General features: G+C 35.4%; 17 protein-coding genes. 6 read left to right on the top strand and 11 right to left on the bottom strand.

Going from position 1 to position 16,161, the window contains the following annotated elements; translation table 11 throughout:
- The first annotated feature begins 182 nt into the window (after positions 1-182).
- The 5 genes from nirB to EGX95_RS09390 all read left to right on the top strand — a co-directional run bounded on the left by nirB (position 183) and on the right by EGX95_RS09390 (position 5,580).
- On the top strand, positions 183-2,588 hold the full coding sequence (nirB, locus tag EGX95_RS09410; protein ID WP_000746911.1) for an NADPH-nitrite reductase large subunit: 2,406 nt from the start codon (positions 183-185) through the stop codon (positions 2,586-2,588).
- Positions 2,589-2,603: 15 nt separating this feature from the next.
- A complete protein-coding gene (nirD, locus tag EGX95_RS09405; RefSeq protein WP_000616695.1) occupies positions 2,604-2,921 on the top strand; it encodes a nitrite reductase small subunit NirD in 318 nt (105 codons plus the stop codon).
- A 61-nt stretch (positions 2,922-2,982) separates the two neighbouring features.
- On the top strand, positions 2,983-4,407 hold the full coding sequence (locus EGX95_RS09400; protein WP_001014952.1) for a uroporphyrin-III C-methyltransferase: 1,425 nt from the start codon (positions 2,983-2,985) through the stop codon (positions 4,405-4,407).
- Complete coding sequence (locus tag EGX95_RS09395; protein ID WP_000676449.1) at positions 4,404-5,114, top strand: sirohydrochlorin chelatase; 711 nt, start codon at positions 4,404-4,406, stop codon at positions 5,112-5,114. Before EGX95_RS09400 ends, EGX95_RS09395 begins: the two co-directional genes overlap by 4 nt.
- On the top strand, positions 5,107-5,580 hold the full coding sequence (locus EGX95_RS09390; RefSeq protein ID WP_000282598.1) for a precorrin-2 dehydrogenase: 474 nt from the start codon (positions 5,107-5,109) through the stop codon (positions 5,578-5,580). Before EGX95_RS09395 ends, EGX95_RS09390 begins: the two co-directional genes overlap by 8 nt.
- A gap of 190 nt (positions 5,581-5,770) precedes the next feature.
- Here EGX95_RS09390 and EGX95_RS09385 read toward each other — a convergent pair whose 3' ends face one another.
- The 9 genes from EGX95_RS09385 to moaA all read right to left on the bottom strand — a co-directional run bounded on the left by EGX95_RS09385 (position 5,771) and on the right by moaA (position 13,844).
- Positions 5,771-6,193 carry an STAS/SEC14 domain-containing protein gene (locus EGX95_RS09385; protein ID WP_074541364.1) on the bottom strand — a complete coding sequence of 141 codons (423 nt, stop codon included), beginning with the start codon at positions 6,191-6,193 and terminating at the stop codon, positions 5,771-5,773.
- 297 nt (positions 6,194-6,490) lie between these two features.
- On the bottom strand, positions 6,491-7,408 hold the full coding sequence (locus EGX95_RS09380) for an AEC family transporter (RefSeq protein ID WP_000497478.1): 918 nt from the start codon (positions 7,406-7,408) through the stop codon (positions 6,491-6,493).
- 611 nt (positions 7,409-8,019) lie between these two features.
- Positions 8,020-8,217, bottom strand: a complete 198-nt coding sequence (locus EGX95_RS09375) for a PspC domain-containing protein (RefSeq protein ID WP_000737852.1) — start codon at positions 8,215-8,217, stop codon at positions 8,020-8,022.
- A 256-nt stretch (positions 8,218-8,473) separates the two neighbouring features.
- The gene (narK, locus tag EGX95_RS09370) at positions 8,474-9,643 is read right to left on the bottom strand and encodes a nitrate transporter NarK (protein WP_000841850.1); all 1,170 of its coding nucleotides are present in this window, start codon (positions 9,641-9,643) and stop codon (positions 8,474-8,476) included.
- A gap of 80 nt (positions 9,644-9,723) precedes the next feature.
- Entirely contained in the window at positions 9,724-9,957 is a 234-nt protein-coding gene (gene moaD / locus EGX95_RS09365) for a molybdopterin converting factor subunit 1 (protein ID WP_000573677.1), read from the bottom strand.
- Positions 9,954-10,424, bottom strand: coding sequence for a molybdopterin synthase catalytic subunit MoaE (gene moaE, locus EGX95_RS09360; protein WP_000149975.1), 471 nt, complete (start codon positions 10,422-10,424; stop codon positions 9,954-9,956). Before moaE ends, moaD begins: the two co-directional genes overlap by 4 nt.
- A gap of 44 nt (positions 10,425-10,468) precedes the next feature.
- Positions 10,469-11,758 (bottom strand): molybdopterin molybdotransferase MoeA, encoded by a 1,290-nt coding sequence (glp, locus tag EGX95_RS09355; RefSeq protein ID WP_000880209.1) that lies wholly within the window; start codon positions 11,756-11,758, stop codon positions 10,469-10,471.
- A 41-nt stretch (positions 11,759-11,799) separates the two neighbouring features.
- Positions 11,800-12,813, bottom strand: coding sequence for a molybdopterin-synthase adenylyltransferase MoeB (locus EGX95_RS09350; protein ID WP_001158143.1), 1,014 nt, complete (start codon positions 12,811-12,813; stop codon positions 11,800-11,802).
- A gap of 17 nt (positions 12,814-12,830) precedes the next feature.
- On the bottom strand, positions 12,831-13,844 hold the full coding sequence (gene moaA, locus EGX95_RS09345; RefSeq protein WP_000544622.1) for a GTP 3',8-cyclase MoaA: 1,014 nt from the start codon (positions 13,842-13,844) through the stop codon (positions 12,831-12,833).
- A 278-nt stretch (positions 13,845-14,122) separates the two neighbouring features.
- Here moaA and EGX95_RS09340 point away from each other — a divergent pair, with 278 nt between their 5' ends.
- Positions 14,123-14,815 carry a Crp/Fnr family transcriptional regulator gene (locus EGX95_RS09340; RefSeq protein WP_000185188.1) on the top strand — a complete coding sequence of 231 codons (693 nt, stop codon included), beginning with the start codon at positions 14,123-14,125 and terminating at the stop codon, positions 14,813-14,815.
- Between the two features lie 93 nt (positions 14,816-14,908).
- Here EGX95_RS09340 and narI read toward each other — a convergent pair whose 3' ends face one another.
- Positions 14,909-15,598, bottom strand: coding sequence for a respiratory nitrate reductase subunit gamma (gene narI / locus EGX95_RS09335; protein ID WP_000969204.1), 690 nt, complete (start codon positions 15,596-15,598; stop codon positions 14,909-14,911).
- A 17-nt stretch (positions 15,599-15,615) separates the two neighbouring features.
- Entirely contained in the window at positions 15,616-16,146 is a 531-nt protein-coding gene (narJ, locus tag EGX95_RS09330; protein WP_000814223.1) for a nitrate reductase molybdenum cofactor assembly chaperone, read from the bottom strand.
- Positions 16,147-16,161: the final 15 nt, after the last annotated feature.

The raw sequence follows: 16,161 nt of genomic DNA, 5'->3' as shown, positions 1-16,161 counted from the left end.
ACTGATGTCCTGCTTTTTCATTTTGCGAAACCTATCCACATCACCCTCACATAAATCCGAATTTTAACAATTTGTGAATCATTATAAAAATGTGATAAATATCACATCTCCCCCTTTCTTGATTTTCTATAATAAAAATATAATCCTTTGTTCAATATTTCACATAAAAAGGGGAAACGAAAATGAAAAAACGTTTAGTTATGATCGGAAATGGTATGGCTGGCATACGTTGTATGGAAGAAATATTAAAACATGATTGTGATTCATATGAGATTACTATTTTTGGAGATGAACCACACCCAAACTATAATCGCATTATGCTCTCTCATGTTTTACAAGGTAAAACAAATATACAAGATATCATTATGAATGAATACAGTTGGTATGAAAAAAACGAAATAACTTTGTATACAAATGAAAGAGTTCAAAGTATTGACCGAGAAGAAAAAGTTATTATTACAGAAAAGAATCGTACTCTTACATATGACAAGCTTATTATTGCAACAGGTTCTAGTGCTTTTATTTTACCTGTTGAAGGTTCCACTCTTCCTGGTGTAACAGGTTTTCGAACTATTGAAGATACACAGTTTATGATGGATACTGCTAAAGAAAAGAAAAAGGCCGTTGTCATTGGTGGTGGATTACTTGGTTTAGAAGCAGCAAGAGGTCTTATTGACTTAGGAATGGACGTACATGTTGTTCATTTAATGCCTAGCTTAATGGAGCAACAACTAGATACGAAAGCAGCTTCTCTACTGCGTGAAGATTTAGAAGCACAAGGCATGAAGTTTCTAATGGAAAAGAAAACTGTAAAAATTCTTGGTACAAACCATGTTGAGGGCATTCAATTTGAAGATGGTGAAGTTGTAGATTGTGATTTAATCGTAATGGCTGTCGGAATCCGACCAAATACGCAAATAGCAAGAGATGCTGGTTTAATTGTCAATCGCGGCATTGTAGTCAATGACTATATGCTAACAAATGATGAGTCCATTTATGCAGTTGGCGAATGTGCAGAACATGACGGTATCGCATATGGACTTGTTGCCCCTCTTTATGAACAAGGTGCAATATTAGCAAAACATATAACAAATTTACAAACTGATGGATATTCGGGCAGTATCGTCGGTACGCAATTAAAAGTTGCTGGTTGTGATTTATTCTCTGCAGGCCAAATTTATGAAGATAATCAAACGAAAGCAATATCCATCTTTATTGAATGCAAACGTTCCTATAAAAAAGTATTAATTCGTGACAATAAAGTCGTCGGTATCGTTTTATATGGTGACACAGCTGATGGTACACGCCTCTTTAGCATGTTAAAGAAAGAAGAAGATATACAAGAATATACACCAGCGTCCATTCTTCACAAAGCTGGTGAAGAAAGTGAACTTGATGTTACTACAATGAGTGCGGATGACACGATTTGTGGATGTAATGGTGTTACGAAAGGAACAATCGTTCATGCCATTTTAGAACAAGAGTTAACGACTTTTGAAGAAGTTAAAGGCTGTACGAAAGCCGCAGGGTCATGTGGTAAATGTCGTCCGCTTGTAGAACAAGTTTTATCTCATACACTCGGAGATGCTTTTGATGCCTCAGCCCAGTCTGCTGGTATGTGCGGATGTACACCTTTATCACGTGATGAAGTCGTAGCGGCAATTCATGAAAAAGGCTTAAAATCACAAAAAGAAGTCCGAAATGTTCTTGGTTTTGTACATGAAGATGGCTGTTCGAAATGTCGTCCTGCTTTGAACTACTATTTACGTATGGCGATTCCAGAAGAATATGAAGATGATAAAGCCTCCCGTTTCGTTAATGAAAGAATGAATGGTAACATCCAGCACGATGGTACATTCTCTGTTATTCCACGTATGTACGGAGGCGTTACAACAGCAGATGATTTAATGAAAATTGCTGAAGTTGCGAAAAAGTATGATGTTCCACTTGTGAAAATTACCGGTGCAAGTCGAATTGGCTTATACGGTGTTAAGAAACAAGATTTACCTAACGTATGGGCTGACTTAAATATGACTTCTGGATATGCGTATTCAAAATCTCTTCGTAATGTAAAATCATGTGTTGGCTCTCGTTTCTGCCGTTTCGGTACGAAAGATTCATTAGGACTTGGTATGCTCCTTGAACAATCCTTAGAAATGGTAGATACACCTCATAAAATGAAGATGGGTGTAACGGGCTGTCCGCGTAACTGTGCGGAAGTACTTACGAAAGATTTTGGCGTTGTTTGTGTCGAAAATGGATACCAACTTTATATTGGTGGAAATGGTGGTACAGAAGTACGTGAAGCTGATTTTGTAATGATTGTCCCTACTGAAGATGATGTTCTTCGCATCGCTACAGCTTACATGCAATATTATCGTGAAACTGGTATTTACGGAGAGCGTACTGCCTACTGGACAGAACGATTAGGCTTCGATCACATAAAAGAAATACTGCAAGATGCAAATATGGTCACTAAGTTAAATGAACGTTTCCAAACGGCTCGTGACACATATAAAGAAGCTTGGGGACAAGCACTAGAAACGAAATCATTAAAAGCAATGTATGAAGTAGAAACTGTGAAATAAGGAGCTGTGATCTATATGATACAAACGAAAGAAAAAATAAAAGTTATGCGTGCAGAAGATCTTCCTATTCAAATCGGTAAAGAGGTACAAATGAAAGGTATGTCTATCGTCCTATTCCGCCTTTCAAATGGTGATATTCGAGCTGTAGAAAATCGTTGTCCTCATAAAAACGGACCGTTAGCAGAAGGAATTGTATCTGGTGAATTCGTCTTTTGTCCACTGCATGATTGGAAGATTTCATTACTAACAGGTGAAGTTCAAAAACCTGATGACGGTTGTATTCAAACGTACGAAGTAGAAGTCATTGATGATGACATTTATATATATATGTAATTTACAAAAGGAAGCCTCCCCCTGGCTTCCTTTTAAATAAAACTAGATGAGGTGCAATTATATGAACGGATATGTATATTTAGTTGGTGCAGGACCTGGTGATGAAGGGCTTATTACAAAGAAAGCGATAGAGTGTTTAAAACGTGCAGATATTGTTTTATATGACCGTTTACTAAACCCTTTCTTTCTTAGCTATACAAAACAAACATGTGAACTTATGTATTGCGGAAAAATGCCAAAGAATCATATTATGCGACAAGAAATGATTAACGCACACCTTCTTCAATTTGCAAAAGAGGGAAAAATTGTTGTCCGATTAAAAGGCGGAGATCCATCTATTTTTGGCCGTGTTGGTGAAGAAGCCGAAACTTTAGCAGCAGCAAATATTCCATATGAAATTGTACCAGGCATTACATCTAGCATCGCCGCTAGTAGCTATGCAGGTATCCCCCTTACCCACCGTAACTACAGTAATAGCGTTACTTTACTAACCGGACATGCAAAAGGTCCTTTAACCGATCATGGAAAATATAATTCATCTCACAATAGCGATACGATTGCCTACTACATGGGTATAAAAAACTTACCTACAATTTGCGAAAACTTACGACAAGCAGGAAAGAAAGAAGATACGCCAGTAGCAGTCATTGAATGGGGTACAACTGGTAAACAGCGCGTTGTCACAGGGACACTATCTACCATTGTTTCTATCGTCAAAAATGAAAATATTTCTAACCCTTCTATGACAATTGTTGGTGACGTCGTTTCCTTACGTAATCAAATCGCTTGGAAAGAACGTAAACCATTACATGGTAAAAAAGTTTTATTTACATCCGCAACAAATAAAACAAGTGTAATGAAGCAAAGGTTACAAGAAGCTGGTGCAGAAATATATCAAATTCCAACTTTCAAAAAGGAAGAATATACATTAACACTTGAACAAATCAATGAAATTTTTAACGTTGATCGCCTTGTTTTTTGTTCAGCTGAAAGTGTAGAAATTTTGATGCAATCATGTAGTAAATACCAGAAAGATATTCGTTCCTTACAGGCAGAGCTGCAACACATGAACGTTGCCACTCAAGAAAAACTTATGCAATATGGCCTACTAAGTAAAGAAGCAAAGTTCTCTTCCGTTACAACTGTTTATTTAGGCAGAAATATTAACCGAATTGCATTTATTCAAGAGAAAATTGGTGCCGGCTCTTATATGATGACTCATAAGTATACAATTGATCATCGTTTCGATGAAGTCCATTCTCGTATGCTTTCAGAATTCTTATGGGATAGCATTGTATTTGAAGGACGCGCTTCTATTGATACGTTTCTAGCAGAAGTAAAACGTCTTGGGTTTATCGATATTGTTACTCTCCCATTCTCGTATACCGACGTTCCAACTTTACACTATGCAAATAAAGTCGGGTTTCATAACGTAGATCATCAATTACAAGAAACTCTTATGAAGAAAGATATGGTAAGACAATGAAAGGAATTGTATATGTTGGACACGGGAGCCGGTTACAAGAAGGGAACGAACAATTCATTCACTTTATTCAATCTGTGATGAAAGAACGTAACGAAAGAATTCAAAAAATAGCTTTTCTAGAACTAACGAAACCTACCATTTCGGATGCAGTTACAGAAACGATACTAGAGGGAGCAACTGAAATAATGATTGTACCTGTTTTATTATTTGCAGCAGCTCACTATAAATGTGATATTCCTTTTGAGATAGAACAAATGCAAAAGCAATATCCACATATAACATTTTCAGTTGTACCACCTTTTAGTACGCATCCGCATATGGTTGAACTTGTAGTGAAAAGAATACGTGAAGCTATGCCAATGCAAAATAGTAGTATTTTACTCGTAGGAAGAGGTAGTAGTGACCCCCAGCCCATACATGAGTTACAGCAAATTGGAGTAGCTGTCGAACAAAAACTCAGTATACCAGTATCGTGCTCCTTTTTAACGAAAGGAACGCCCTCTTTTACTGCTGAGCTAAAGACAATAACATCAACTGCATCCCATGTATATGTCATGCCCTACCTTCTCTTTACCGGATTATTGCTTCAAAAAATTAAGTTGTATACAAAAAAATACGATCACGTGACGACTTGTAATTGCCTACAGTTTGATACATATATGAAATTAACATTGTTAGAACGAATGGAGGAATGCATATATGTATAACATGTACCCCCTTATGTTTAATCTGCAAAATAAAGTGGTCGTTATCATTGGTGGAGGTAAAATTGCATATCGAAAAGCGTCTGGATTAAAAAATACAGGCGCTTTTGTCACCGTTATCAGCCCAGAAATTTGCGAGGAGATGAAGGAACTTCCTTTTATTACTTGGAAGCAAAAAACTTTTAGTAATGATGATATTAAAGATGCTCACCTTATTTATGCAGCTACAAATCAACATGCTGTAAATATGATGGTCAAGCAGGCTGCCCACGATTTTCAGTGGGTTAACGTTGTAAGTGATGGTACAGAATCATCTTTTCACACACCTGGCGTCATTCGACATGATGAATATGTTGTCACTATTTCAACTTCAGGTAAAGATCCATCGTTTACGAAGCGTTTGAAGCAAGTACTAACATCTATATTGCCTAAACTTATAAAAAAGATTTCTCGTACACATAAATTGTAGTCTATTTCTTAGTTAAAATCGTAATTATCTTTGGACAAACGTTTGTTAGGGGACGTTTGTTCTTTTTGTTGTAGTTCCGTTCTGTTATTCCATAAGCAATCTACGAAGAAAATGAATGGTGTTTGCAACTTGTAAGCAAGTAAATTTCATGACAAGTGCAACATTACGAGCAACTCTTTCTATTCAGTTTTTATATTGGATATTCATTCAACCAATTTAGCGCTTGTTCATAATCGTCAAAAAACTCCACGGATTCTTTTGTATTGGATTGTTGCAAATACTTCAGTATCTCTCCTTCTTCAAGAAGAAATGCAATTGCCTTGCTATGATTCAAAATAGTTTCATTGAAGAACTTCTCTTTCCATACTTTTTGAACAGAAAAATGATTTGGCGTGTATCCTTTTCTATCCACCAACAATTTGTATTTGCGCCCCTCAGAAATAAATTGCTGACAAACCTGCTCAAAGCCATTAAACCATTCATACACATCCTCTGTTTTAATCTGGCCAATTAGATGGGTAACAATCAAATCTCCTGAAATAGTTGTACTAATATTCTGTTTACTCAATTTAGAATCATCTCCCTTAAATACAATTATGAGGAAAAACCTCATAAAATCAATAAAGATAAAATTCTTACTTGACACTCCCGCCCCATCGCTATCATCCTAAGCTCATGTAATCTTAATTATAAGCGAGATTGCGTCTTTTTTCGCAAGTCTATATGTAAATGCTTTAAAGATTTGTATACGAAATAAACCTTAATGAGTTTCCTTTTTTGAATTAAGCCGCTTAATTATCAGACATGGTACAATTGTAAACGACACCTAATATATGAAAGACTGTTTTTTCTCATATCGATCCCCTTCCATCACTCGCCACCTCAAATTTATTCGTTTTTGCATGTAAATTCAAAACAAAATATATGACAAATAAATAACGACAGTTACTGTAACAATACTAAAAAGTGTTGAAAATAAAACGATTTGCGCATGTAGTTCAGGCTCTATTTGATACTCCATAGCAATCGTTGCTGTATTTCTTGAAGTAGGAAAAGAACTTGCAATAAATAATGATTGTGCAACAATACCATCAATCTTTAGTAGGTAGATCATGGTAAGTGCTACTAATGGTCCCATCAGTAACCTTCCAATTAAAGCCCATGTTATGACTCGATGGAAAAATTTAAGCTTAATGTTGGATAATTGCGCCCCTAGCAATATGAGTGCTATTGCAACAAAACCATTCGCAAGCTGATTAAGAGGTAGCAAGATAGAATTAGGTAATTGAATTGTAAAAGATTGAAAGAGAATCCCTAATACGAGCGCATGAAATACAGGCAGTCTTAGAAATGATTGAATAATACCTCCGATTGTTTTTGTTGCTGATAGTAAGTTATATATTCCATATGAATAGGTTAAAAGATTCTGGAAAATAACAATGAAAATCTGAATGGAAACCCCCACTGGATTGTGACTGAAAATCAATTGACTTACTGGTAATCCATAATTACCGGAATTCATTAACGAAATGCTATTTTTTAGAGCTGCACTTTCTCCTTTTTCTAACTTTAATATTTTTGAAATAAAATGACTTACTATGATCAGACTTAGACTGTAAAGCATTAAATAGTATATTATCTGGAGCAACAAATCTATTTCTATACGAATATCATATATATTCACAAATACAGCCGCAGGCATCAAGCAATACGTAATAAGTGTAGATAGTTGCTTTAAGTCAAATTGAAACTTTCTTTGTAAGATTGCACCAATTAGCATCAATATTAATATCGGTAATATTACGTCTAATATAATAAAAACAAACATTTACAACCTCATTCTACATATATTTTAGTTGGATTAAACACTTTACTACATATGGACCACATTTAATTCATCGGAAAACACCATCAGTTCTCACTAATCAGAAAAAACACTTATTTTATTTCCCTCCCCTCTTTTTTCTTTAACATAACAAATATGAGCCATAAAGAAAATTATGGATTATTTATAGAAATTTATAATTTTATCTTATCGAACTGAACTGTATTCTTTAGTTTAAGTATACTTTTTCACAATACCCATTAGCCTTATCAAAAAGCTGGTTCTAATAAAATATGAAGTTTTTTCTTGTTATAGATACCGTCATATGTTTTTTAAAATTCCGAGGAATTTCAATTTTTTATATTTCTTGATATAGATTGATAGATATTTTTTAGAAAGGAGTGACTATTAATCGATTCATTAGCGATCAATAGTCATATCGTTTAATTCAAAAGTTATTGTTTTCATTCTCGATATATTCCGAATGTTTTATGAGGATGTTTCGTTTATTCATTTCAGTCTTATAACAATCGTACTGTTTCTTTTACTTTGGAAACTTTCAATAGACAAAAAACTGAGTTCTCGATTGTAGAATTAGATTTAAGGTCATACATTTATCCCTTGATTTCTTTATCTGTAGGCAATACAATTGCAGCTATTATATAAATTAACACTGTAAATCCGCTAGTAAAAAAGGCTGATAATGCAGTTACTATGCGAAGGATACTAACATCAATTCCATACTTGTCACTTAAGCCACCTAACACACCTGATACTTGTTTATCTTGAGTGGACTTATATAACTTTTTCATCTAAACACCCCAATCCAATTAAATATTTGCTTTCTAAAAATTAGTTTAATCTTTGTGCTTGAACTAACCTGCCCTTTAATTGAATAACATCTGATATTTATATTTTAACATAAAATCCCATTACTCTTCTTTTTTTCATTTTAAAACCACATTATTTTAGAAAACAAACGTTCGTTAAGATATCAATAGAAAACATGTTGAAGCCTATTACTAAAAGAACCATCCCAAAATACTTTGGGACGGTTCTTTTTCCTTATTAATGATTCTTTAACATCACTAAGAGTTTCTCCTGGCTATACATCCATACTGTAATGATTAAACAAGCAAGTGCGACTTCTGATAACGCCATAAATCCAATTGCATAATGACCTGTTAGTTGGAATAGTAATGTTAAAATTAATGGCGGGAAGAATCCTCCAAGTCCGCCTAAAGCTGAAACGAGTCCATTTACAATACCAGCTTGTTCTGAGAAGTACATTGGAACGAGTTTGAAGATTGTACCATTACCGATACCTGCGCAAAATGCGACAAGTAGGCAACCAAATGTATATACGTTCATGCTAGGCATAAATGATAAAATAATACCTGAAAGTGTTAAACCGATAAATACGAAGATTAATATTTTAAATGGATTAAACTTATCACCGAGCCAACCACCAATCGGACGCATAATTGTTGCGAGTACGATGAATCCGGCTGTACGTATACCTGCATCTACTTTCTCTAATCCGAAATGAGATACTAAAAAGTTTGGTAAATATACTGTAAATGCAACAAATGATCCGAAAGTTAAAAAGTAAAAGATACATAAAAACCAAAGTTTCTCATTTTTATATACACCTTTTATTTGTTCCATTAGTGGTGTATTCACTTTTTTCTCTTTACGATCACCTAATAAAAAGTTCATAAGTGCAAACGCTGCAAGTAAAACTAAATAACATTGTACTGTCGTTCTCCAGCCAACTGAAGTTGCGATAACAGGCGCTAAAAATGAAGTAATTGCTGTTCCAGCGTTACCGACACCGTAAATACCATTTACAAAACCGTGACTCTCTTTTGGAAAGTATTTTGGTAAAGAAGTTACTCCTACAGAGAATACAGCACCACCGATTCCTACAAATAATCCACCAATAATTAAATCCATCATAGAATTGGCAACACTAATATAAAAAACAGGAAATAATAATAGAATAAAACTAATAAAGAATAATTTTCTTGCTCCGAAACGATTTGTCCAATAACCAATTGGAATGCGAAGAACAGAACCTAAAATAACGGGTACTGCTGTTACCATAGAAATTTGTCCCGCAGTTAATGGGATATCCACTTTAATATAGGGCATTAATGATGATAAAATAACCCACACCATAAAACCGATAATTAGATTAGAAGTTTGTAAACTTAATTGAAAATTAGGACTTTTCATCCTGTTCCCTCCTATGTATACGTAGTTATATTCATTCCCTCCAGCCTAATCACGTTCTTACATGATTAGGCTGAAAAGAATCAACCACCACTTACTGGCGGAATCATTGCTACGACATCACCAGTTTGAATAATGTCATCCTCATTTGCGTATTCTTCATTTATCGCGACCATAATCTCGTTTGAAATTGCTACATTATATCCCTTAATCAGAACTTCCTTCAGCTTCGCAACTGTAATATTTTCACAATCTATGTGTAATGCTGGCTTACTTACTTCTTCTTGTAAATGTGCAAATAATAGTACTTCAATCAAATTCTCATCTCCTTTCCAGGCTCGCCATTACCATATGCTGTTTTCTCTAACTGATCGCCTATCCACGACTCACTATCTTCCCAAAACTCTTTTTTCCATATCGGAACAATTTGTTTTATACGTTCCATAATATATTCATTCGCCTCATAAGCAGCTTTCCGATGCGGTGTAGCAACAGCAACGACAACAGCCAAATCAGAAATTTGTAATGTACCAATGCGATGTGTAATTGCTACATATGTTCCAGGCCATTTCTCCCCTACTTCGGTACCAATTCTCTCAAGCTGTTTCTCCGCCATTGTTTTATAAGCTACATACTCTAAATAAAGCGTACGACGGCCTTTCGTAAATTCTCTAACAGTGCCAATAAAAGTAGTAACCGCACCACACTCACGCCGAATTACTTTGTTTGTAACTTCTTCAATTGATATAGGTGTATCTATTACTTCATAATACGTATGTGTCATTTCGCACCTCTTATCTTTGTATAAATTAGCAATCTATTTTTCTATTATTTGTATGAACGAAGCAATTCTTTCCATGGCCATTCACTTCCGTTGGTTGATTCTAATAACAGTACCGAAACAGTAATTCCAGCTTTAAATCCTCTCGTTCCCCCTGGCAAAATGATAAATGCATTCGCTTCTGCAAGTGAAGAAATTGCGCTAGATTTATCTAAACCAACTGGTGTAACTTGTAATTGACCATCTACAATTTCTACTCTCCCCCTTACAAATCGAGTAAACGGATTTGCTTTCGGAAAGTCTTTTTGTAAAATTGCCTCTGCACGAAATACGTGCGAATCTTTTCTATGCAAGTATGTTCCAATGACTGGTCTAACATATAATTCACAACCGACATAACAAGCTGAAGGATTACCAGATAAACCAAATAGTAGTTTTCCTTCTACCTCAGCTACAGTTGTCACACTTCCTGGTCGCATCGCTATTTTGTTAAAAAGTACATTAGCTCGTAATCTCTCATAGATGGCAGGTAAATAGTCATAGTCTCCTACTGAAACGCCACCAGTCGTAATTAAAATATCAACTTCTTTTATCGCTTTTTCCACAGTGTTATAACACGTCTCAAAATCGTCAGCGAATTGTCCATAATACCGTACAACTCCGCCTGCTCGTTCAATTTGTGCAGCTATCATATAGGAGTTACTATTTCGAATCTTCCCTGTCTTTAATTGTTCATGTACTTCAAGCAGTTCACTTCCTGTCGTTACAATTCCAATAACCGGCTGTTTTACAACGCGTACGGTACTATAACCAAACGTAGCAAGAAGTGCTGCAACTCCCGGGTTAATAACAGTCCCTTCTTTCACAAGGATAGTATTTTGTTTTACATCTTCACCTTTAAAAGAAATGTTATCACCGGCTGCGAAACAGCGTTTTAATGTCATATAAGTCTTTTCGTTTTTTTCAAATCCTTCCGTTAGTTCTAACATAACAACCGCATTACACCCTTTCGGAATTGCGGCTCCTGTCATAATACGGACAGCTTGAAATGCTTTCACTTCTTCTGTAAAAACAAACCCTGCTCCAATTTCGCCAATCACTTCAAACTGAATGGGATTACTGTTACTAGCTTCTTTTGTGTCTTCCGCTCGAATCGCAAATCCATCGTACGGAGAGCGATCAAAATGCGGGACATCATAATCTGCAATAACATCTTCTCCAAGCGTTCTTCCGTAACTTTCTATAAGAGAAACCTTTTCTATTTCACCTTGATGAGCATATTTCATTACTCGTGCAACTGCTTCTGCCACTGGAATTGGTATGCGTTTTGCTAACATTCTTTTTCACCTCGTTTTAATAAGGGGGAAACTCTCTCTGTTCATCCTATATATTTTGCGTACAATCGTTTTGCTATTTTCACATCATTTGTCCCATGAATAAATGCCCTACCGTCTGTAAATAAAACGAAACGATATTCATCAATTAGAAATGATAGTAAGTACGGCGTTTTTTGGACATGTACAATTTTTTGTAATCTTTTTTGGATTTCGTTTAAATTTAGAACTCTCTTTATTCCTGGACGGATTTGAACTGTATTCCGTCCGCATAGCACCTCCGTTTTCACCTGTGATTCAAATGTTAAACTTGGGTACGTACGTGTATTTCCGCAAGATGGACATGTACTTTTTTTCTGTTTATTTACTTTTAATGAGAGAAATTGATTGTTCCAAATATCAAATGATAACATTGTTCCTCGTAGCGTCTCGAAATCATCCACCAATATTTTCATTGCTTCTGTCACTTGGTGAGCAACAATCATCTGTACAGCTGGCTGAATAATTCCCGCTGTATCACATGTTGCACCGCCCATCGGATGATCCATTAAGCAGCGAAAACATGGTGTTTTTCCTGGAAGAATTGTATACGTTACACCGTAACTTCCAACACACCCACCGTATATCCAAGGTATATTTTCTTTTTGTGAAATATCATTTATAAGTAGGCGCGTATCGAAGTTGTCAGTGGCATCTATAATGAGATCCACTTCTTTTGTTAACTCTTCTATTTCTTGCATTGTGACATCCATTACAACTGGTACAATTTCCACTTCAGAATTAATCTTTCTTACATGTTCTGCCGCTGCAATTGCTTTTGGTTTGCATTGTTTTGCATCTTCTTCTGTATATAACTGTTGCCGTTGTAAATTACTCCATTCGACATAGTCACGATCGGCAATTGTCAATTTCCCAATTCCCATCCTAGCGAGTGCTTCTGCATTCGCAGCGCCTAGTGCACCCGCACCGATTAGGAGCACTTGCTTTTCTCTTATTTTTCTTTGTCCCATTTCACCTATTCCAGAAAACAATACTTGTCTTGAATATCGCTCTTGCATAGGAAAACCTCCTTTCACTATCCGCCAATGTAAGACATTTCAACTTTTTGACGTTTATTTGTGCTTTCTGCCGTTCTTTCATCTGAATATCGATCTGTTCTAAACTCCCATGTATGTTTGAGAATTTGTAGTAGTGAAGCATCCGAAATATTTTCTCTAAGAAGCGTTCGTAAGTCTGTTCCTTTCGTTCCAAATAGACACGTAAAAAACTTACCGTCTGCCGAAATACGAGCTCTCGTACAAGAAGAACAAAATGACTCAGATACTGAAGTAATAAATCCAACTTCTGCATCGCTCCCTACATATCGATACAATTTCGCAACTTCTCCAAAATAACGAGGCGTAACAGGTTCAATCGGATATACACGATTAATTTTCTCTATTAATTGTTCCTTCGTAATCACTTGTTCAAAATTCCATCCGTTCGTACTGCCCACATCCATAAACTCAATGAAACGAAGCTGAATTTCTTGTTCTTTAAAATAACGAGCCATAGGAAGAATTTGACTATCATTCATTCCTTTTTTTACAACCATATTTACCTTTACTTCTAACCCAGCTTCCTTCGCTGCTTCAATTCCTTTCAGTACAGGTTTCGTACTTACATTTCTTCCATTAATTTTTTGGAAGACATGATCCTCTATTGCATCTAAACTAATATTTACACGCTTTAATCCTGCTTCTTTTAGCGCCTTAGCTTGTTTTGCTAAATGAATTCCGTTTGTTGTGAGCCCAATGTCTTTTAAGCCTTCTAGTTTTGTAAGCCTTGCGATTAACTGGGATAAGTCTTTACGCAATAACGGTTCACCGCCAGTAAGCCTAATTTTATTAACTCCCATACTTATAAATAACCTAGCTAGTCTCTCTATTTCATCAAAAGATAATAAAAACTCTTCCTGTAAAAAAGCGTAATCAGCTCCGAACACTTCAGCAGGCATACAGTATGTGCACCTAAAATTACAACGATCAATAACTGAAATACGTAAATCTTGAAGTGGCCGCTTTAAAGAATCTTTCATTTTCTCGTGCATCTATATCCCTTCTTTTCTGCTGCAATGCTTAGTAAGCTTTCGTTTTTTTATTTGCCTTCATTATAAAAAAGAAGCGACATATTCAATGTGACTTTTCTCACATTACTTTCCCCATTCAAAAATTCTTCACAAATCCGTTCGCATTTTGTTCACATCTTCAGTCCCTACTCCTTACGGTCATTGAAATTTTACATCAATTTTGAAATAGCTCTTGCATTTTCAGCATATTTACACTCAAAATAGGAAATGTATTGCTTATAAGAAGAAAGGTGATTGCTGTGACAAACAGTATGAAATTATCTCAAGATTTAAAGGAATTACTTGCATCTGTTGAATATAAAATGCAGATAAAAAAAGGTAGTTTTATTTTTCAAGAAGGTATGGAGGCAACCGAACTCTATATTATCCACTCAGGAAAAGTACAAATTAGTAAACTTAGTGCTGACGGACAAGAATTAACACTTCGAATTTGTTCGGAATATGACATTATTGGAGAATTAACATTGTTCACAGATAATGCAAAATATTTATTAAACTCAAAATGTCTTGAAGATGTTGAAGTAGGTGTAATAAAGCGTGAAGCGTTAGAAAAAGCATTACTTCAAAAACCCGCTCTTGTATTTGAATTTATGAAGTGGATTAGTGAACATTTAAGAAGAATGCAAACGAAGTTCCGAGATTTAGTGTTACACGGCAAAAAAGGTGCCTTATATTCTACTCTCATTCGAATGACAAATAGTTACGGTGTATTAAAAGAAAATGGCATTCTCATCGATTTACCGTTAACGAATCAAGAACTAGCTAATTTCTGTGCAACTTCACGTGAAAGCGTAAATCGAATGTTAAATGAATTAAAAAAGCAAGGTACAATTTCTATTCATAAAGGAAAGATTACCATTCACGATTTACAATTTTTAAAATGTGAAATTGCTTGTGAAGATTGCTCTGCTTCTGTTTGCAGTATTGATTAGCGTCTTATTTAGGTACTTATACCTATAAGGAAAGCCGAGGTCTCCAATTAGATCTCGGCTTTCTTTATAAATTATTAAACATGTATACTAAAACTATTTTTTCAATCCATTAGGAATACGTCTTCTGTAAATTACATAACTACGGCTTACATATTTAATTGGGGCACTAAATACATGTACCAGTCTAGTGAATGGCCATACTGCGAAAAGCCCCATTCCTGCAAGAATATGAATTTTAAACCATACAGGTACTTCCGTCATATATTCAACTTTCGGTTGGAAAATAAAGAGGCTTCGGAACCATGGACCGATCGTTGTACGATAATCAAATCCTTTTGAGTCGATATTTAAAAACGTTGAAGAAAGCCCTGCTAGCATTACGATAAGTAATAAAATAAGCGCAATATAATCTCCCTTTGTACTCGTTGCAATGATGCGTTTTACTGTTACGCGGCGGTACGTTAATATAATTAAACCGATGATAGAAGCAACACCTGCCGGAAGACCAAAACTAATTGCTACTACATGATACATATGCTCAGAAATACCTATCGAACGGTATACAGCTTCTGGAATTAATATCCCCATAACATGACCGCCAATTATGAACATAATCCCAAAATGGAATAATAGACTTCCAATTCGGAGCATTTTCTTTTCTAATAGTTCACTAGATTTTGATGTCCATCCAAATTGATCATAGTTGTATCTGAAAATATGTCCACCGATAAAGATTGCAAAAATGATATAGGGAAACAACACCCATAGAAATTGATCCATCATTTTGACAACTCTCCTTTCTAATTTGTCTGTACACCCCATATATCAATAGCGAGTAGAACAGCCGTAAGGATTGGTTCATACATACTGTCTGCTTCTTTTAATTGAACGTGTAATGCTTGTATATTCTCCTTGTATTTACTCATAATTGGTTCACTGTCTTGCTCATTTGCATTTGCAAAAAACTCAAGCAAAAGTGGTAAATAATCAGGTAATTCTTTATCCGTTACTTCAAAACCTGATTTTTTATAATGCTGTTTTAACTCTAGTAATTCAATACCTCTTTCTCTTTGTTCACCAGTGTTCATATACGTTAAATACATATTTGTCTTCTTACCGAAATCGAATGTATATACGTAACTATCAATGAGTTGATCGTTCGTTTTATGTAGCGCTTGTTTTAAAAATGCTGTAAGTGAAGTTTTCACTTCTTCCTGTTCAATCGCTTCAATCTCTTCTTGTAGTTCTGTTAAAGCTTCTCTCCACCCTAGTTCAGGGTAGGAGAGAAGAAAAGAAGAACAAGAAAAAGCAGTTTGTAGACTTTGTTTCATATTTTTCCGCCCCCA

This window comes from Bacillus sp. FDAARGOS_527 (assembly GCF_003812125.1).
GTDB lineage: Bacteria > Bacillota > Bacilli > Bacillales > Bacillaceae_G > Bacillus_A > Bacillus_A paranthracis.
This window is presented reverse-complemented; position numbering and strand designations above follow the sequence as displayed.